The sequence below is a fragment of the Rhodovulum strictum genome, from assembly GCF_009649175.1.
Lineage (GTDB): Bacteria > Pseudomonadota > Alphaproteobacteria > Rhodobacterales > Rhodobacteraceae > Rhodovulum > Rhodovulum strictum.
In genome coordinates, this window is sequence record NZ_WJPO01000018.1 from 36283 (window position 1) to 54987 (window position 18705).

Sequence of the window (18705 nt, forward strand, 5' to 3'; positions counted from 1 at the left end):
AGCGCCCCAGCCAAGGATCGAAAGATCCACGCGGGAATCAGGACAGGACGACTCGGTGCGCTTTACCCGGCTCCGGCTGAACGGTTTCAAGAGCTTCGTCGATCCCACCGATCTGGTGATCGCCGAGGGGCTGACCGGCGTTGTCGGGCCGAATGGTTGCGGCAAGTCGAACCTGCTTGAGGCGCTGCGCTGGGTGATGGGCGAAAACCGCCCGACCGCGATGCGCGGCGGCGGCATGGAAGACGTGATCTTTGCCGGTGCCGCCACGCGGCCCGCGCGCAACTTTGCCGAAGTCAGCCTGCTCATCGACAATTCCGAACGGCTGGCCCCCGCCGAGTTCAACGACAGCGACATCCTTGAGGTCGTGCGCCGGATCACCCGCGACGCGGGGTCGGCCTACAAGCTTGGCGGCAAGGAGGTGCGCGCGCGCGACGTGCAGATGCTGTTCGCCGATGCCTCGACCGGCGCACACTCTCCGGCGCTGGTGCGGCAGGGCCAGATCTCGGAACTGATCAACGCCAAGCCCCGCAACCGCCGCCGCGTGCTGGAAGAAGCCGCGGGCATCTCGGGGCTTTACCAGCGCCGCCACGAGGCCGAATTGCGGCTGAACGCGGCCGAGCAGAACCTTGCCCGGGTGGACGATGTGCTGGACCAGTTGGCCCAGCAGCTTGCGCAACTGGCCCGGCAGGCGAAACAGGCCGCGCGCTATCGCGAGATCGCCGAGGAATTGCGCCGCGCCGAGGGGCTGTTGCTGTTCCGCCGCTGGCAGGAGGCCGACACCGCCCGCGCCATGACCGAGGCGCTGCTGACCGAGCGCACCCGCGCCGCCGCCGCCGCAGAGGCCGCCGCGCGCAAGGCCGGTGCCGCGCGCGAGGCAGCCGAGACCGCCCTGCCGCCCCTGCGCGAGGAAGAGGCCATCGCCGCCGCGATCCTGCAACGGCTGGCCGTGCAGCGCGATGCGCTGACCGAGCAGGAAACCCGCGCCCGCGCCGCGATCGAGACGCTGACCGGCCGGATCATGCAGCTTGGCCGCGATATCGAACGCGAGACCGGCCTGAACCGCGATGCGGGCGAGACGCTGGCGCGGCTGGACGAGGAACGCGCCGATCTGGATGCGGCCCATGACGGGCACGAGGCCGCGCTGGAAATCGCGTCCGAGACCGCGCATGAGGCGGCCGCCATCCTGCGCGACCGCGAGGATGTGCTGAGCCAGAAGACCGAGGACATGGCCCGCCTGTCGGCCCGCCACCATTCGGCCCAGCGCCTGCGCGAGGATGCCGCCCGGACATTGGCCCGCAACGAGGCCGAGGCCGCCGGGGCCCGCGCCGCGGTGACCGAGGCGCAGGGCGCGCTGGCATCGGCGCGCGCGGCGGTCGAGACCGCAGGCGAACGGCAGGACCAGACGGCCGACGCCGCCGAGGCCGCCGAAGCCGCCCTGATCGCCGCCGACGAGGCGCGCGGCAATGCCCAGGCGCGCGAGGCCGAAGCCCGGGCCGACAAGGCACAGGCCGAGGGCGAGGCGAACGCCCTGCGCGCCGAAGTTGCCGCCCTTGCCCGGCTGGTCGAGCGCGATGCAACCGAAGGCGGTCAGGTGCTGGACCTTCTGGCTGTCGAGAAGGGCTATGAAAAGGCGCTGGGGGCGGCGCTTGCCGACGATCTGCGCGCCCCCGAGGCGCGCGACGCGGCGGCTTCGGGCTGGGCCGCCCTGCCCCCCTATGACCGGCCGCAACCACTGCCCGAGGGGGCCGCGCCGCTGGCCGCGCACGTAACGGTGCCGCCGCTCTTGCTGCGCCGGATCGGGCAGATCGGGCTGGTGGCGGATCGCGAAACGGGGATGCGGCTGCAACCCGCGCTGAGCCCGGGCCAGAGGCTGGTCAGCCGCGAGGGCGATCTGTGGCGCTGGGACGGGTTCCGCGCAGGCGCAGGCGATGCCCCCAGCGCCGCCGCGCTGCGCTTGCAACAGCTTAACCGGCTGGCGGATCTGCGCCGCGATCTGGACGCGGCCACGGCCCGGGCCGATGAAGCGGCCCGCGCGCATCAGGATCTGGCCGAGGCGCTGGCCGCCGCGACCGAAGCCGACCGCGCCGCGCGCGAGGCCCGCCGCGCCGCCGACCGCGATCTTGCAGAGGCGGGGCGGGCGCTGTCGCGCGCCGAGGCCGAGCGCGACATTGCCGCCAGCCGCCTGGAAACCGCGAAGATGGCCGTCTCGCGCCACGACGACGAATCCACTGCCGCCCGCGCGCGCCTGCGCGAGGCCGAGGCGGCGCTGGCCGGGCTGGGCGATCTGGAGGCCGCGCGGGCCGAGCTTGAGGATGTCCGCACCACGGTCGAGGCCGCGCGGATGACGATGATCGCCCGCCGCGCCGCTCATGACGAACTCAAACGCGAAGCCGAAGCGCGGCAGCGCCGTCTGGTCGAGATCGCAAGGGAAGTGGCGACCTGGCGCAAGCGGCTGGACAATGCCGAAACGCGGATCGCCGAACTGGCCGAGCGCAAGGCGGCGTCAGAGGCCGATCTGGAGGAAGCCGCCGCCGCGCCCGAGGAAATCGCCGCGAAGCGCGAGGAACTGGACGCCGCCATCGGGCAGGCCGAGGACCGGCGGCAGCGCGCGGCCGATGCGCTGGCCGAGGCCGAGACCGCCCTGCGCGAGGCCGACCGCGCCGCGCGCGAAGCCGAACGCACCGCCGGCGAAGCCCGCGAGGCCCGCGCCGGGACCGAAGCCCGGGCCGAGGCCGCGCGCGAGACTGCCGCCCAGGCCGCCGCCCGCATCACCGAGGAGATGGAGACGACGCCCGCGGCACTTCTGGACCGGCTGGGCGCCGATCCCGAGCGGATGCCCTCTGCCGAACAGATCGAGCATGACGTCACCCGACTGAAACGCCAGCGCGAGGCGCTGGGCGCGGTCAACCTGCGCGCCGAGGAAGATGCCCGCACGGTCCGCGCCGAACACGAGACGCTGGCCACCGAAAAGCGCGATCTTGAGGACGCGATCCGCGCGCTGCGCTCGGGCATTGCCAGCCTGAACCGCGAGGGGCGCGAACGGCTTCTGACCGCGTTCGAGCAGGTGAACTCGAACTTCGCGATGCTGTTCACGCATCTGTTCGGCGGCGGCGAGGCGCGGCTGGTGCTGGTGGAATCCGACGATCCGCTGGAGGCCGGGCTGGAGATCATGTGCCAGCCGCCGGGCAAGAAGCTGTCGACCCTGTCGCTGCTGTCGGGGGGCGAACAGACGCTGACGGCGCTGGCGCTGATCTTTGGCGTGTTCCTTGCGAACCCGGCCCCGATCTGCGTGCTGGACGAGGTGGACGCGCCGCTGGACGATGCCAACGTCACCCGGTTCTGCGACATGCTCGACGAGATGACGCGCCGGGCCGACACGCGCTTTCTGATCATCACCCACCACGCGATCACCATGAGCCGGATGAACCGGCTGTTCGGCGTGACCATGGCCGAACAGGGCGTCAGCCAGCTTGTCTCGGTCGATCTGAGCCGGGCCGAGGCGCTGGTCGCCTGAGCGGCCTCAGGCGGCTTTCAGCCGGTCCCGGCCATGCGGCGCCATCCAGTCGATCTGCGGGCCGACAGGCACAATCCGGTGCGGATTGATGGTGTCATGGCTGAAATGGTAATGCCGCACGATATGGACGAAATCGGTGGTCGCGGCGACGCCGGGCCATTGGTACAGTTCGCGCGTATAGGCCCAGAGGTTCGGGAAATCGGCCAGCCGGTTGCGGTTGCACTTGAAATGCCCGTGATAGACCGGATCGAAACGCACCAGCGTCGTGAACAGCCGCCAATCGGCCTCGGTGATCCGTTCGCCGGTCAGGTAGCGCCTTGTGGCTAGGCGCCCCTCCAGCCAGTCGAGGCTGTCGAACAGCGCCGCAACGGCCTCGTCATAGGCGGATTGGCTGGTCGCGAACCCGGCCTTGTAGACCCCATTGTTGACGCTGTCATAGATACGCGCATTCAGCGTCTCGATCTCGGCGCGCAGGGGCGCGGGCCAGTAATCGTCGCGATTGCCGGTGATGCCGTCGAAGGCCGCGTTGAACATGCGGATGATCTCGGCCGATTCGTTCGAGACGATGGTGCCGCGCGCCTTGTCCCACAGGACGGGCACCGTGACCCGGCCCGACACGTCGGGTTTCGCGCGTGTGTAGATGTCGCGCAGAAATGGCAGGCCGTGCAGCCCATCGCCCGTCGCTCCGGGGAAATCGGTGGCGAAGGTCCAGCCATCGTCCAGCATGTCGGGATGCACCACCGAGACCGAGATATGGTCCGTCAGCCCCTTGAGCGCACGGAAGATCAGCGTCCGATGCGCCCAAGGACAGGCGAGCGAGACGTAGAGGTGATAGCGCCCGCTTTCGGCCGGAAACCCGCCCTCGCCCGTCGGCCCGGGGGTGCCGTCCGGCGTGATCCAGTTGCGGAACCCGGCGGTCGAGCGCACGAAACGCCCCCCGCTTTTCGCGGTGTCATACCAGCCCGGATGCCATTTTCCGTCGATCAGTTGGCCCATCTCACCCTCCTTTTCAGGGCTCAAGATAGGGGCAGGGCGGCGCGCTGCCTCCCCGCTGGGCGCGCAACACCCCTGCGCAGGCGCACCTAGGGCAGGATGTCGACCGGCGTGCCGACCGGGACGACGCGCCAAAGCTCGTCCATTTCGGCATTGCTCAGCGCGATGCAGCCTGCCGTCCAGTCATGGCCAAGGCGGCGGTCCCGGGGAATGCCGGGCGGCTGGCCGTGGATGAAGATGTCGCCGCCCGGGTTCACGCCCGCCCGCGCGGCATTGGCGCGGTCTTCGGGGCGGGGATAGTTCAGGCCCAGCGACAGGTGATAGCTGCTTTGCGGATTGCGCCGGTCGATATGAAACCGCCCCTCGGGCGTGCGGCCATCGCCTTGGGCCTGCTTGTGGCCCTCGGGCGCAAAGCCCAGGGCGATCGCGTAGCTGCGCACCGGCTGGTCGCCGACAAACAGCGTCATGCGGCGATCCGATTTCACCACTTCGATCCGGTCTATGGGGCCGGTCAGCGGCGGCGGAGGCGCTGGCATGCGCGGCGCGATCAGGCCCAGCGCGGCAACGACCGCGCCCGCCGCCAGAAGCGCCAGCGCCAGATGGCTGAACAGCCCCGCAAGCCGTTTCATTGCAGATCGGCAAAGGCCGCTTGCAGCCGCTCGAGCGCCTGCGCCACGCGGGCGCGGGGCGTGGCGATGTTGAACCGCAGGAAACTGTCGCCCCCCGTTCCGAAGGTCGGCCCGTGGTTCGCGGCGATCTTCGCGCCCTTCTCGACCCGGGCGGTGAACTCGGCCGGCGCCATGCCGGTGTCCGCGAAATCGACCCAGGCCAGATAGGTCGCCTCCAACGGCATCGACCGAAGCCCCGGAATGGCATTGACGCCCGCATCGAACAATTGCCGGTTGTCGTCGAGATAGACCATCAGCGCGTCGATCCACTCCGCGCCCTCGGGCGAATAGGCGGCGGTTGCCATCTCGATCCCGAAGGAATTGGCCGAAATCCCCAGCGCCGCCATGCGCCCGGCAAAGCGGGCGCGCAACCCCTTGTCGGGGATGATGACATTGCCGCTATGGGCGCCCGCGATGTTGAAGCTCTTGGTCGTGGCGGTCAGCATCACCAGCCGCTCGCGGATCGTCGGATCGACCAGATCCATGACGATGTGCCGCTGGCCGGGATAGACAAGATCGTGATGGATCTCGTCCGAGACCAGAATCAGGTCATGGCGTCTGGCGAAATCGGCCACGCCCTGCAATTCCGCGTGGCTCCAGACCCGCCCGCCGGGATTGTGCGGCGAACAGAGGATGACCATGCGCGCCCCCTCGGCCAGCGCGTCACAGGCAGCGAAATCCATCTCGTAGCGGCCATCGCGCAGCACCAGCGGACATTCCACCACCCGCCGCCCGGCCGCCCGGATCACCCGGGCAAAGGCGTGATAGACCGGCGTGAACAGCACCACGCCATCGCCCGGCGCGGTAAAGGCATCGACGCACAGCGCCGTGCCGTTCACCAGACCATGGGTGGTCAGGATCCAGTCCGGTTCCACCTGCCAGCCATGGCGGGTGTGCATCCACCAGCCGATGGCGGCACGATAGGCGCCCTCGTCGCCGAAATAGCCATAGACCCCGTGATCGACCATGCGTTGCACGGCGGCGCCAACACAGGCGGGCGGGCGGAAATCCATGTCGGCCACCCACATCGAAATGCCGTCGGCGGCGGGCACGCCATAGATCGGCTCCATCATGTCCCATTTCATCGAATGGGTGCCGCGGCGGTCGATGATCTCGTCGAAATCCATGGGGGCCTCCTGCTCGTGCCGCGCCAAGCTAGCGGCTGGCCTCGCAGGCGCAAGCGTTCGTCGCATTGCAAGGCGGCCTCGATTCGCCTAAATCCATCCGCCATGAGCATCCGACCGATCCTGATCCATCCCGATCCGCGCCTGAAGACGGTGGCCGACCCCGTGTCGGACATCACGGGCGAATTGCAGCGCCTGGCCGAGGACATGCTGGCCACCATGTATGACGCGCCGGGCATCGGCCTAGCCGCGCCGCAGGTGGGGGTTCTGACCCGCCTGATCGTGATGGATTGCGCCAAGGACGTGGGCACGCGGCCCCGGCCCTTTGCCATGTTCAACCCCGAAGTGGTCTGGAAATCGGACGAGCGCAACATCCACGAGGAAGGCTGCCTTTCGGTGCCCGAGACCTATGCCGAGGTGACGCGCCCCTCCGAGGTCGTGGTGCGCTGGACCGATCCTGCGGGCGACCAGAAGGAAGAGAAATTCTCGGGCCTCTGGGCGACCTGCGTCCAGCACGAGATCGACCATCTGGATGGCATTCTGTTCATCGACTATCTCAAGCCGCTGAAACGCCAGCTCATCACGCGCAAGATGCAGAAGATCAAGCGCGATCGGGCCCGGGCGTGAGCATCCTGCCGATCGTCACCTGGCCCGATCCGCGCCTGACCGCGCCCTGCGCCCCGGTGGGCGAGATCACCGACGAAATCCGCGTGCTGGTCGCGGACATGCTGGAGACGATGTATGACGCGCCCGGCCGGGGGCTGGCCGCGCCGCAGGTGGGCGTGTCCCGGCGGATCTTCGTGATGGATGTGAACGGCCGGGCGGGGCCGCGCGCGCCACGCATCTTCCTCGACCCGGTGATCGAGGCGTGGTCAGAGGACACCGCCACCGGCCCCGAGGGTTGCCTGTCGATCCCCGGCATCGTGGTCGAGATCGAACGGCCGGTCGAGATCGCCCTGCGCTGGCGCGACATCGACGACACCGAGCAACGCGAGACGCTGGTGGGCTTTCCGGCGATCTGCGCCCAGCACGAGATCGACCATCTGGACGGCATCGTGACCTTCGACCGCGTCAGCCCCGAAGCACGCGCCGAACTGGAACGGACATATCGCGCATGATCCGGCCGATCCTGCAATGGCCCGATCCGCGCCTGAAGACCGCCGCCGCCCCGGTCGAGACCGTCACCGACGAGATCCGCGCTCATTGGGCCGACATGATCGACACGATGGAGGCGATGCCGGGGCAGGGTGTGGGCCTTGCCGCACCGCAGATCGGGGTCATGCTGCGGCTGGCGGTCGTGGATTGCTCGGACAGCCGCGGTCAGGTCGTGCGCATGGCCAATCCCCGGATCGTCGCCGCCTCGGCCGCGCTGAACGCCCATGACGAGGCCAGCCCTTGCCTGCCCGGCGTTTGGGCCGAGATCACGCGCCCCGCGCAGGTGACGGTGCGCTTCCTGAACCAGGATGGCGTCGTCGAGGACCGCGAGTTTGCCGAGCTCTGGGCGACCTCGGTACAGCACCAGATCGACCATCTGGAGGGCCGGATGTATTTCGACAACCTGTCGCGGCTGAAACGCGACCGGCTTTTGAAAAAGGCCGCCAAGCTGGGGCGGGGCTGATGCGCGTCGTCTTCATGGGCACGCCCGATTTCTCGGTGCCGGTGCTCGATGCACTGGTCGATGCGGGCCACCAGATTGCCGCGGTCTATTGCCAGCCCCCCCGCCCCGCCGGTCGCGGCAAGAAGGACCGCCCCTCGCCCGTCCAGGCCCGCGCCGAGGCGCTGGGCCTGCCGGTTCGTCACCCGGTATCGCTGCGCAGCGCCGAGGCGCAGGCCGAGTTCGCCGCTTTGGGCGCCGATGTGGCGGTCGTGGTCGCCTATGGGCTGATCCTGCCGCAGCCGGTGCTGGACGCGCCGCGGCTGGGCTGTCTGAACATCCACGCCTCGCTGTTGCCGCGCTGGCGCGGCGCGGCGCCGATCCACCGGGCGATCATGGCGGGCGACGCGGAAACCGGCATCTGCATCATGCGGATGGAGGCGGGGCTGGATACCGGCCCCGTGCTCTTGCGCGAGGCAACGCCGATCGGGGCCGAGGAAACCACCGGCGAGTTGCACGACCGGCTGTCCGCCATGGGCGCGCGGCTGATCGTGCAGGCGCTGGACCGGCTGGACGATCAGCCGCCCGCGCCGCAGCCCGAGGCGGGCGTGATCTATGCCGACAAGATCGACAAGGCCGAGGCGCGCGTGGACTGGACCCGCCCCGCTACCGGGATCGTGCGTCAGATCAACGGCTTGTCCCCCTTCCCCGGCGCCTGGTGCATGGTCGGGGGCGAACGACTGAAGCTGTTGCGCGCGCGGCTGGCCGATGGCACGGGCACGCCCGGTCAGGTGCTGGGCGGGCTGACCATCGCCTGCGGATCGGGCGCAATCGAGGTTCTGGAAGCCCAGCGCGAGGGCAAGCGGCCGATGCAGGCCGCCGAGATCCTGCGCGGCCTTGCCCTGCCCGAGCGGCTGGACTGATCCGCCGCAGCCTCAGGCCGGCAGAGTCGCCAGAAGCCGCTCCATCGCGCCGATGCGGGCGGCCGGCGCCGGATGGGTCGCCAGAAACTCGGGCGAGCGCGCGCCACCGGCCAGTTCCATCTGCTGCCAGAGCGTGATCGCCTGCCGCCCCTCGTACCCCGCGCCGACCATCGCCCGGACGCCGAATTCGTCGGCCTCAAGCTCCTGGTTGCGCGAATAGGGCAACAGCAGCCCGACCTGCGCCCCCAGCCCCAGCGCGGCGGTGATGACATCGGCATTGCCCACATTGCTTGCGCCCAGCATCCCGCCGATGAGCCGCAGCCCGGTTTCGGTCGCGACCTCGGCGCTGATGCGCTCCTGCGGGTGGTTGGCCAGAAGATGCCCGATCTCGTGACCGATCACGGCGGCAAGCTGGTCGGGCGTGCGGGCGACGCGGAACATGCCTTCGTAGACGCCGATCTTGCGTCCCGGCAGGGCAAAGGCGTTGATCTCGGGCGAGGCGAAGACCTGCACCTCCCACGCGCCGGTCGGCTCGCCCAGATGGGTCAGCAGCCGCCGTGAAACCTGCGTGGCCGAGGACTGGAACCCGGCATCGCGCGACAGCGGTTGTTGCGCGCGCAGTTCCGACCAGGCGCGCAGCCCCATGGATTCCACCTCGGACGAGGACACCATCGCAGGCGGCGCCCCGACGCAGCCCGAGAGCGACAGCACCGATCCGGCGGCGGTGGAGGCAAGAAAGTGGCGGCGGGTCAGACAGCAACAGGCCAAGGCGATGTCCTCACAGGATGCGTGGGCCGGGCGGGTGCAGCCTGCGGCCCGCCCGGCATGCGCCCTAGATAGGCACCGCCCCCCCGGATCGTCCAGTGGGGATCGGGCGTGCGGGGCAGCCTTTTGCCGATCCTGCCCGGGCCTTTCATCAGGCGCCGGGCTGCCCCGATTGCGTGATCCGGCCGTCGGCCATCACGGCCAGACAGTCGGCCTCGGTCCTCGCCTCGTCCCGGTCATGGGTAACGACCAGCATGGTCAGGCCGGTGCGGTCGCGGATGTCCCGCAAGAGCTGCCACAAGGCGCGGCGCGGTTCGGCATCGAGCGCCGCAAAGGGTTCGTCGCAAAGCAGCAAATCCGGCTCGACCGCCAGCGCACGGGCCAGCGCCACCCGCTGACGCATGCCGCCCGAAAGCTGGCGGGGGTATTTCCCGGCATCGCCGGGGCCCAGCCCGACCGCATCCAGCATCGCCACGGCACGCGCGCGCCGCTCTGCCGCGCCAAGGTCCAGCCCCCGCAGCGCGAAGCCGACATTGCCCAGCGCCGTCTTCCACGGCAACAGCGCCGGATCCTGAAACACGATCCCCAGTCGCGTGCAGCGCCGCGCGACCCGACCCGCATCGGGGGTCAGAAGCCCGGCGGCCAGCGCGATCAGCGTGCTCTTGCCGCAGCCCGATGGCCCCATCAGCGCGGTGATCGTGCCCGCGGGCAATATCAGGTCAAGCCCGCGCAGCACCGGCCTGCCGTCATGGGCGAAATCGACGCCGTCAAGGCGCAGCGGTTCGCTCATGCCCCGACGCCCCGCCCGTCATCGCGCCAATGGGCCATCCGGCGCTGAAGCGGTTGCAGCAGCGCCAGATCGACCGCGACCAGCACCGCCACCACGACCAGCACCCAGGCCATAATCGCGACCGTATCGACATGCGCGCGCGCGGTGGCCAGCCCGTCGCCGATACCGCCCGCACCGGCCAGCAACTCGGCCATGACCGAAACCTTCCAAGACATCGCCAGCGTCGTGGCCAGCGCGGGAAACACATGGCCCAGCATATGCGGCAGGTGCATGTGGGCAAGCCGTGCGCCAAGCGGCACCCGAAACGCCCGCGCCATTCGGATCAGCCCGCCATCGAGGCTGTGAACCCCGGCCACGGCCGCGGCAAAGACCAGCGGGCCGGTCGCCACGGCCACGGTGAACACGACCGCCCAGCGCCCACCGAACCACAGCAGCGCCAGCACCACCCAGGCAATCGCGGGGATCCCCAGCAGCACCACCGCGACCGGCTGCAATGCCCGCTGCGCCTCGGGACGCAGGCCCGCCAGTGTTCCGGCGATCATGCCCGCCGCCGCGCCCAGCACCCATCCCATCCCGGCATTCCCGGCGGTCTGGGCCAGCGCCGGGGCAACGCGGCCCTCGGCGATCATGTGCCAAAGCGTGACGCCCGTCTCGGCCAGACCGGGCAGCACCAATGGCCCCCAGATGCGATGCCCGGCCTCCCACAGGATCGCCAGCAGGGCAAGGCCCGCAAGGCTCCAGAGCCGGGAGGGGCGGGGCTTGTTCGCCATTTCCCTAGCCCCAGTAGAAATCGGCATCGGGCAGGCGGTGCGCGACGATGCCCGGGGCCAGCGCCATGAGGTGCTGGAAATAGGTCTCGATATCCTGCTGCGCCTGCCGCGCCGTCACCACGTCAAGCCGCACGAAGGGCAGCGAGCGGGCCACGATCTCGGGCGCAAGACCCAGATGCGGCGCGGCCAGCGCGCCCGCCGCCGCCGGGTCGGCCTGCGCCCAATCGGCGGCCTCGATACAGGCGGCATGGGCGGCGGCGACAATTTCGGGCGCGCGGTCCAGAAATTCGGCACTGACCGCCAGCCCGACCTGCGGGATCCGCGGGCCGCGCCCGGTATGCTGGCCATAGATCTCGGCGATGTCGAGCGCGCGGATCAGGGGCAAGCCTTCGCGTTCGGCGCGGATCTGCGCGGCCGTAGCGGCCGGTTCGTGCAGCAGCGCCACATCGCCCCGCCCGGACAGGAACAGCGGCACCGCCTCGCCCGGCGAACCGACATAGTCGAGCCGCAGATCGCGGTCTGGGTCCAGCCCGGCCCAGCCCAGCACCATACGAAACAACAGATCCGGCGCCTCGTTCTTGTTCGACAACAGCACCCTTCGACCCGCCAGATCCGCGATCGAGCGGATGCGGTCATCGCGCGCCATGACGTAAAGCACACCCCAGGTCACGACATTCACCATCCGCGTGCCCGCCCCGCGATTGAAGAAATTGGCCGCGGCATAGGTGGAACTGGCAAACAGCCGGAATGCGCCCGAGGCGATGCCCGCGCGCAACTGGTCGGTGCTTTTCCAGATCTCGAACCGCGCGCCGGGGGCGGCGCTCTGGAACCGTTCGGACGCCACCGCCCCGGCAAAGACCGCCGAAGGCGTGCCCGGAATGCCCCAGAGCGTCAGGGGCTCGCCCCCCCGCGCCGGGCCCGCAAGGGGCAGTGCGGCCAGCCCGGCCAGAACGGCGCGGCGGTCAAACGACAGCGCCCGGGTCAATAGACCATCGTGCTCATGGTGATGTCGTCCCAGATTTCCTTGACGGTATGCTTCAATTCGCGCCGTCGGTCCTCATAGCTCGTGTGCAGCAGCCGGTGCGCCAGTTCCGAGTTCGGCGCGCCCAGGAAATCGCGATAGAGCGCCTGCACCTGCGGGTTGTTGTGCGACTGGCGCACGCGGGCGGCGCGGTCGACCGCATAGATCGTTTCGCGCCGTTTCTGGGCCAGCGGCAGATACGCCTTTTTCGAACGCAGCGACCCGCCCCCATCGACGCAGCCGCCGGGGCAGGCCATGACCTCGATGAAATCGTAATCGGCCGTGCCTGCCAGCACCGATTCCACCAGCGCACGGGTGTCGCCAAGCCCGTGGACCATGGCCACCCTGACCTCGCCCACCGGCCCGCCCAGATCGACGCGGGCCTCGCGGATGCCTTCGAAACCGCGCAACTGGGTCAGTTCGATCTGCTCCAGTTCGCTTCCGTTGACGATGGCATAGACGGTGCGCAGCGCGGCCTCCATCACGCCGCCGGTGGTGCCGAAGATGGCGCCCGCACCGGAATATTCACGCAGCAAGGGGCTGTCGAAGCCCGAGGGTTCCAGCGCCTTCAGGTCGATCCCCTCGCGGCGCAACAGGCGCGCGAATTCGCGGGTGGTCAGCACCAGATCGGTATCGGGCCGCCCGTCGCGCGCCAGTTGCGGGCGCGCCGCCTCCTCTTTCTTGGCGACGCAGGGCATGATCGAAATCACCCGGATCCGCTCGGCCGGAACGCCCAGCTTCTCGGGCAGCCAGGTCTTGGCCACGGCCGACAGCACCTGTTGCGGCGACCGGGTCGAGGACAGAAGCGGCAGGATCTCGGGATAATGGATCTCGGCAAAGTCGATCCAGGCCGGGCAGCACGAGGTAAAGGTGGGCCGGCGACCGGCCTTGAGCCGGCCCAGCAATTCGGCGCCTTCCTCCATGATGACGACATCCGCCGCGAAATTGGTGTCCAGCACCACGTCGATGCCCAGCCTGCGGCAGGCGGTGGCGATATGCCCCTCGACATTGGTGCCGGGGGGCATGCCGAATTCCTCGCCAAAGGCGACGCGCACGGCGGGGGCGAATTGCACCACCGTCACCAGATCAGGGTCGCAGATATAGTCGATGGCCCGGTCGGTCTCGTCGCGTTCGCCCAGCGCGCCGGTGGGGCAGACCAGAACGCATTGCCCGCAGGACACGCAGGCCGAGGAGGGGTAATCCTCGGCGCCCCGCAGCGCCACCAGCCGGTCAAGCCCGGTGCCCTCCATCGCCAGCGCATCGACCTGCTGGTGATGACGGCAGATCGCGACGCAGCGCTGGCAGCGCACGCAGCGGCGCATGTCGCGCACCATCGCGGGCGAGGTCAGGTCGATGGGACGCGCCTCGGTCCGGGCACGGTCGAAGAAGCGATTTTCCTTGAGCCCGACGAACTGCGCCAGATCCTGCAATTCGCAATTGCCGTGGCGGATGCAGGTCGCGCAATCCTGCAAATGGTCGGCCATCAGCAGTTCCACCTGCAAGCGCTGCATGTCGCGGGCGCGCTTGCTGCGGGTCCGCACTTCCATCCCGTCGCGGATGGGCGTGTTGCAGGCGGTCACGATCTGCGGCGTGTCGCGACCGGCCTGCACGATCTCGACCACGCAGACCCGGCAGGTGCCGGGGGTGTGGTCGATGTCGTCCAGTTCGCACAGCGTCGGGATGTAGATGTCATGCCGCCGCGCACAGGACAGGATGGTTTCGTTCGCCCGGCCCGTGCAGGGCGTGCCGTTGAGGGTCAGCGCCACGGTCTCGGGCGCGTCGGGGCCGGGTGTGTCGGGGCCGGAGGTATACATGGCTCAGACCGCTCCTTCGGGGATGGGATGGCCGGTTAGGACCGTGTAGACGCGATAGCAACGCATGCAGCGTTGCGCCTCGGCATAGGCGGCCTTGGCGCTGATCGTCTGTTCGACCTCCTCGAACATGCGTTTGCGCAGTTCGGGGTCTAGTTCGGGATTATGCACGCGATAGGCGTTGCGCACCGGGGTTTCGACCACGTCATTGGCCAGGAAATCGTTGTCGGCGATCAGCTTGCGCATCCTTGCGCGCTTGTAGAACCTGACCGAGCCGCGCTGGATCCAGTCGTCGATATTGCGCGCGGCCTTCAGCCCGTCGGCCATCGCCCAGATCAGCGTCGAGGGGCCGGTCACGCAATCGCCCCCCGCAAAGACGCCCGGCCGCGAAGTCGTGAGCGCGTCATCGGCGGCCACGCAGCGCCAGCGGTCCAGCGCGATGCCGTCCGCCTCGATCCGGCCGCCATCCTCGACCTGCTGGCCGATGGCGGCGATCAGCGTGTCGCAGGGCAGCGTGACCTCGCTGCCCGGGATCGGGCGGACCTTGCGCCGGCCGCTGTCGTCGGGCTCGCTCTGTTCCATCTGCGCGACCACGACGCCGGTGACCCGGCCATTCTGCGTGACGACGCGGACCGGGTTGCAAAGCGTGTGAAAGGTGACGCCCTCGGCCTCGGCATCCGCGATCTCGCCGGGATCGGCGGGCATGTCCGCGCGGGTGCGGCGATACAGGACATGCACGCGCCCCGCCCCCAGCCGGATCGCCGAGCGCACGCAATCCATCGCGACATTGCCGCCGCCCACCACCAGCACCTCGCCCGACAGGGACAGCGGCGCAGCACCCGCAACATGATCGTGAACGCGCAACAGGAAGTCGATGCCGCTGAAATAGCCCGCCCGCGCCGCGTCCTCGCCCTCGACCCCCAGCCGCGATCCCGCCTGGCAGCCAAGCCCCAGGAACACCGCCCGGTAGCCGCGCGCGAACAGATCGTCGATGCTGAAATCGCGGCCGAGCTGCTGGCCGAACAGGAACCGCCCGCCCAGATCGGCGATGATGTCGGTTTCCAGCGCCAGCGTGTCTTTGGGCAGCCGGTAGGCGGGAATGCCGATCTGCGCCATGCCGCCCGCCTGGCCTGCCTTGTCGAACACATCGACGTGATAGCCGCGCAACAACAGGTGATAGGCACAGGAAATGCCCGCCGGACCCGCACCGACCACCGCCACCCGCATGGCCGGATCCAGCGGCTTGCGGATCATGTCGCGGGTGAATGTCAGCGCGTTCGGGCCGCTTTGCTGGTCGGCGACGAAGCGTTTCAGGGTCTTGATGCCCACCGCCTCGTCCACGAACTTGCGCCGGCAGGCCTGTTCGCAATAGCGCACGCAGACCCGCCCGCAGGTCGCCGCCATCGGATATTTCTGCAAGAGCACCCCCAGAGAGTTCTCGGGCTTGCCGTCGCGGATATAGTCGATGTAACGCGGCACATTGACCTTGGAGGGGCAGGCCTCGATGCAGGGCGCGGTCATGTAGGCCATGCCGTGCTGCGCGCGGATCGGGCGTTTCGGGGCCAGTTCGGCCTCGATCCGGTCGCGGAAATGATGCAGCGCATCCAGCAGCGCCACCGCACAGGTCTGGCCCAGCCCGCAAAGCGAGGTTTCCCGCATCTGCTCGCCCAGCATCCCGATCTGATCCAGATCCAGCGGCGCATCCAGCCCGCGCCGCATCGCGTCCAGCGCATCGCGCACCAGAACCGTGCCCATCCGGCAGGGCGTGCAGACGCCGCAGGATTGCTCGGCCGCCTTGCGCATGTAGTGAAACAGCGCGTCCACCAGGCTGACGGTTTCATCGAACACGAAGAAGCCGCGATCCCCGAAAAAGGCGCGGATCGGGTTGCCCTCGTCGAACTCGTCGAAATTGCGCGGCTCAAGGGTGGCCTGCCCCGCCTGCCGGTCATGGACGACCCCGTCCCAGACCCCGTAAACCACGTCTGTCATGGCGCGCTCCTTTCCCGGCGGTCGCCAGAACCAGCCCCCGGTGCCCAGCCTCGCCCGGGCAGGCCGCAGGGGCATTGATCCAGCGCAAGGAAGCGCTTTCGTGATCGCGGGTTGCACCCCGGCTTGCGGAGCGCGATGGTTGCAACGGGACTGCTGCGCCCGGAGCATGCGGGGATTGAGCGATTTGCTTCATGGTCCTGGCCGGGGCAGCGTAAGCGGCCCCGAACCGGAACAGGGTTTGCCGGGGCAAGCCCAGCCGTGATTGCCCCTGAGGTGAGCGCCTTGTTTCCCTGGCGCTTGCCGCCCCATTCTGGTGCATGAATAACGCCGCGCGCGCGTGGCCTGTCGATCCGGGGAAAGGAGGCGGTCTGGCGATCAGCCGTTTGGCCCCGGGCGATCGCGAAGCGGCCGAGCCAAGCGAGAAGCGCAGGCTTCGCCCGACGGCCTTGCCGACCCTCAGCGGGTCCAGACGATCGGCTGCATCAGTTGCGCGTGCGAAACGTCCGGTTCAAGCGGGCGCGGCCGGGTCCGACGCGGTCAGGCGGCGGCATTGGATCGGGGGGCGCCCCAGCCCGGTTCCTGCAATGCGCTGGCGATGCGGAACTGGCCGACCAAGTCCGAAAGGCCCCGTGCCTCCTGATCAAGCGCGGTGCAGGCCGCGACCGTTTCCTCGAACATCGCTGCGTTCTGTTGCTGGGTCCGGTCGAGATGGGCAACCGACACGTTGATATCGTCGATGCCAGAGGCCTGATCGTCGGTCGAGGTCGCGATGTCGCCGACGTGGCGGGCGATGTCGCCGATCGAGGCGATGATCGACTGCAACGCCTCGTCTACACGGCCGACAAGTTCGACGCCATGGCTGACCTGGCTGCGCGATTGCGAGATCAGCGCCGTGATCTCGCGGGCCGCATCGGACGAGCGCTGCGCCAGCCCGCGCACCTCGGAGGCGACGACGGCGAAGCCGCGCCCAGTCTCGCCCGCCCGCGCGGCCTCGACCCCGGCATTCAGTGCCAGCAGGTTGGTCTGGAAGGCGATGTCGTCGATGACATTGATGATCGTGGTGATCTTTTCCGAGGACGCCTCGATCGCGCTCATCGCGGAAACGGTTTCGTCCACGACGCCCGAACTGGTCTGGGCCTTCTGATTGGCATCCGCGACAAGGGCATCGGCCTGCCGGGCACCATGGGCCGCACCGCGGACGGCGGTCGTCATTTCGTTCAACGCAGCCGCGGTTTCTTCAAGCGTCGCGGCCGAGGATTCGGTGCGATGCGACAGATCGGTGGACGAATCGGTGATTTCGCGGACGCTGGCTGCGATGGACCGGGCCGAGTCCGAGATCGAGCGGATCAGCCCCGCCAGACGCGCGACCGCCTCGTTGAAATCCACCCGAAGCTGGTCATAGCCGCCCGGGAAACGGTCGCGGATCTCGATATCGAGATTGCCCTGGGCCAACCCCTTGAGGCTGGAGGCAAGCGTGTCGACCACCTTGGCCTGTTCGGCCCGCAGCCGGTCCTGACCGGCCTCCAGCGCCTCTTTCTCAAGAAGGCCCTGGCGCAGCGCCTCGACCGAGGCGGCCATGGCCCCGATCTCGTCGCGGCGATCCGCTCCGGGCACCGGCTTGTCGTAGATGCCCGAGGCCAGTTCGTCGACGGCCGCCAGCATCCGGGCAAGCGGGCGACGCACCATCGCGGTCGAGGCAACCAGGATGGTGCCCAGCGCCATCAGCAGGATCAGCGCCCCGCTCAGCACCGAATCGGACACGGCGCTGCGCACCGGGCCGGTGAACACCGCGGACGGTACGTCAAGGATCGCGGCCCATGTCTTGTGCATGCCCGGCGCGGTGAAGGGATAGACAAGCCTTGTGCTGCCATCGGGCAGGCCGCGGATCGCGCGCGGCTGACCGTCACTCAGCGCCGCAAGCACGAAATCGCCGCCCGTGTCGCCATAGGCCTGGGTCAGCTTGTCGCTGTCGGGATTGGCAAGCCATTTGCCGCCCTCGTCGACCAGCATGACGCGGCCGCCCGGAAATGCGTCGAACGCGCCCAGCATGGCGGTCAGATCGCTCAGCACGATGTCGACGCCCGCGATGCCGACGATCCGGCCCTCGACCCTGATCGGCATTGCGGCCGAGGTCAGCAGTCGCCCCTCGGTCGACAGATAGGCCTCGGTGATCACGCCTTGGCCGGTTTCCATGGGCAGCGCGAACCATTGCTCCTCGACGACGATGGGAAAGGTCTGGAACACAAGCGGCCCGGCCGCTGACCTTGTCCAGTAGGGGGTGAACACGCCATCGGCATTGCGGCCTTCCGTTCCGCCCAGATAGGCGTCGGTCGTGCCGTCCGGCAGCCCGGCCATCCAGGCGGAATAGAGGCTGTCATTATGCGCGGGAACGGCCTTGAGCATCTCGATGACATTCGCCGTATTGGCCCCCTCGGTCCCGAGATAGCCCGCAATGGACCCGCCCAGCGCCGCGCCGGCGGCCGTCGCCTCGGTGATGTGGACGGCAACCTTCTGCGCGACAACGCCGGCCTTTTCCGTGGCAAGCTCCATCACCTGCCGTTCGACGGTCCGCGATGCATCCACGCCGCTATAGACGGAAAACGCCAGCAAGATCGCCGTGATGGCGGCACCCGCGGCAAGCACCAGCTTGCCGGAAACCGTTGCGAACAGGTTGCCCATGCTCCGAGACTCCATACGCTTTGCCGCCTGTATTGCAGCCAGACCTGAAGGAACAGTGAACGGC

15 protein-coding genes are annotated in these 18705 nt (G+C 68.9%); 5 read left to right on the forward strand and 10 right to left on the reverse strand.

The window, feature by feature from the left end; translation table 11 throughout:
• Nucleotides 1–55: 55 nt before the first annotated feature.
• Nucleotides 56–3514, forward strand: a complete 3459-nt coding sequence (smc, locus tag GH815_RS11920) for a chromosome segregation protein SMC (RefSeq protein ID WP_343030819.1) — start codon at nt 56–58, stop codon at nt 3512–3514.
• 6 nt (nt 3515–3520) lie between these two features.
• Here the strand turns inward: smc and GH815_RS11925 are convergent, their stop codons facing one another.
• From GH815_RS11925 to GH815_RS11935, 3 genes are all read right to left on the reverse strand, one after another.
• Nucleotides 3521–4510 carry a glutathione S-transferase family protein gene (locus tag GH815_RS11925; protein WP_153749001.1) on the reverse strand — a complete coding sequence of 330 codons (990 nt, stop codon included), beginning with the start codon at nt 4508–4510 and terminating at the stop codon, nt 3521–3523.
• An 86-nt stretch (nt 4511–4596) separates the two neighbouring features.
• Nucleotides 4597–5136, reverse strand: a complete 540-nt coding sequence (locus tag GH815_RS11930; protein WP_153749002.1) for a L,D-transpeptidase family protein — start codon at nt 5134–5136, stop codon at nt 4597–4599.
• Entirely contained in the window at nt 5133–6302 is a 1170-nt protein-coding gene (locus tag GH815_RS11935; protein ID WP_153749003.1) for a MalY/PatB family protein, read from the reverse strand. Before GH815_RS11935 ends, GH815_RS11930 begins: the two co-directional genes overlap by 4 nt.
• Nucleotides 6303–6404: 102 nt before the next feature.
• Between GH815_RS11935 and def (GH815_RS11940) the strand changes: the two genes are divergently transcribed.
• From def (GH815_RS11940) to fmt, 4 genes are read left to right on the forward strand one after another with little or no spacing between them, the layout of a single operon-like run.
• Nucleotides 6405–6926 carry a peptide deformylase gene (gene def, locus GH815_RS11940; RefSeq protein WP_153749004.1) on the forward strand — a complete coding sequence of 174 codons (522 nt, stop codon included), beginning with the start codon at nt 6405–6407 and terminating at the stop codon, nt 6924–6926.
• Nucleotides 6923–7417: a peptide deformylase gene (def, locus tag GH815_RS11945; protein WP_343030820.1), complete on the forward strand. Its 495-nt coding sequence runs from the start codon at nt 6923–6925 to the stop codon at nt 7415–7417. The genes def (GH815_RS11940) and def (GH815_RS11945) overlap by 4 nt, the downstream gene beginning before the upstream one ends.
• Nucleotides 7414–7917, forward strand: a complete 504-nt coding sequence (gene def / locus GH815_RS11950) for a peptide deformylase (RefSeq protein ID WP_153749005.1) — start codon at nt 7414–7416, stop codon at nt 7915–7917. The genes def (GH815_RS11945) and def (GH815_RS11950) overlap by 4 nt, the downstream gene beginning before the upstream one ends.
• Nucleotides 7917–8816 (forward strand): methionyl-tRNA formyltransferase, encoded by a 900-nt coding sequence (fmt, locus tag GH815_RS11955; RefSeq protein ID WP_153749006.1) that lies wholly within the window; start codon nt 7917–7919, stop codon nt 8814–8816. The genes def (GH815_RS11950) and fmt overlap by 1 nt, the downstream gene beginning before the upstream one ends.
• Nucleotides 8817–8828: 12 nt before the next feature.
• Here fmt and GH815_RS11960 read toward each other — a convergent pair whose 3' ends face one another.
• The 7 genes from GH815_RS11960 to GH815_RS11990 all read right to left on the reverse strand — a co-directional run bounded on the left by GH815_RS11960 (nt 8829) and on the right by GH815_RS11990 (nt 18641).
• Nucleotides 8829–9584 (reverse strand): M48 family metallopeptidase, encoded by a 756-nt coding sequence (locus GH815_RS11960; protein WP_153749007.1) that lies wholly within the window; start codon nt 9582–9584, stop codon nt 8829–8831.
• A gap of 148 nt (nt 9585–9732) precedes the next feature.
• Entirely contained in the window at nt 9733–10371 is a 639-nt protein-coding gene (locus tag GH815_RS11965) for an ABC transporter ATP-binding protein (protein ID WP_153749008.1), read from the reverse strand.
• The gene (locus tag GH815_RS11970) at nt 10368–11141 is read right to left on the reverse strand and encodes an ABC transporter permease (protein ID WP_153749009.1); all 774 of its coding nucleotides are present in this window, start codon (nt 11139–11141) and stop codon (nt 10368–10370) included. The genes GH815_RS11965 and GH815_RS11970 overlap by 4 nt, the downstream gene beginning before the upstream one ends.
• A 4-nt stretch (nt 11142–11145) precedes the next feature.
• Nucleotides 11146–12126 (reverse strand): ABC transporter substrate-binding protein, encoded by a 981-nt coding sequence (locus GH815_RS11975; protein ID WP_153749010.1) that lies wholly within the window; start codon nt 12124–12126, stop codon nt 11146–11148.
• Nucleotides 12123–13976: a [FeFe] hydrogenase, group A gene (locus GH815_RS11980; RefSeq protein ID WP_153749011.1), complete on the reverse strand. Its 1854-nt coding sequence runs from the start codon at nt 13974–13976 to the stop codon at nt 12123–12125. The genes GH815_RS11975 and GH815_RS11980 overlap by 4 nt, the downstream gene beginning before the upstream one ends.
• Nucleotides 13977–13979: 3 nt before the next feature.
• Complete coding sequence (locus GH815_RS11985; protein ID WP_153749012.1) at nt 13980–15962, reverse strand: FAD-dependent oxidoreductase; 1983 nt, start codon at nt 15960–15962, stop codon at nt 13980–13982.
• 537 nt (nt 15963–16499) lie between these two features.
• Nucleotides 16500–18641 (reverse strand): methyl-accepting chemotaxis protein, encoded by a 2142-nt coding sequence (locus GH815_RS11990; RefSeq protein ID WP_153749013.1) that lies wholly within the window; start codon nt 18639–18641, stop codon nt 16500–16502.
• Between the last annotated feature and the right edge of the window lie 64 nt (nt 18642–18705).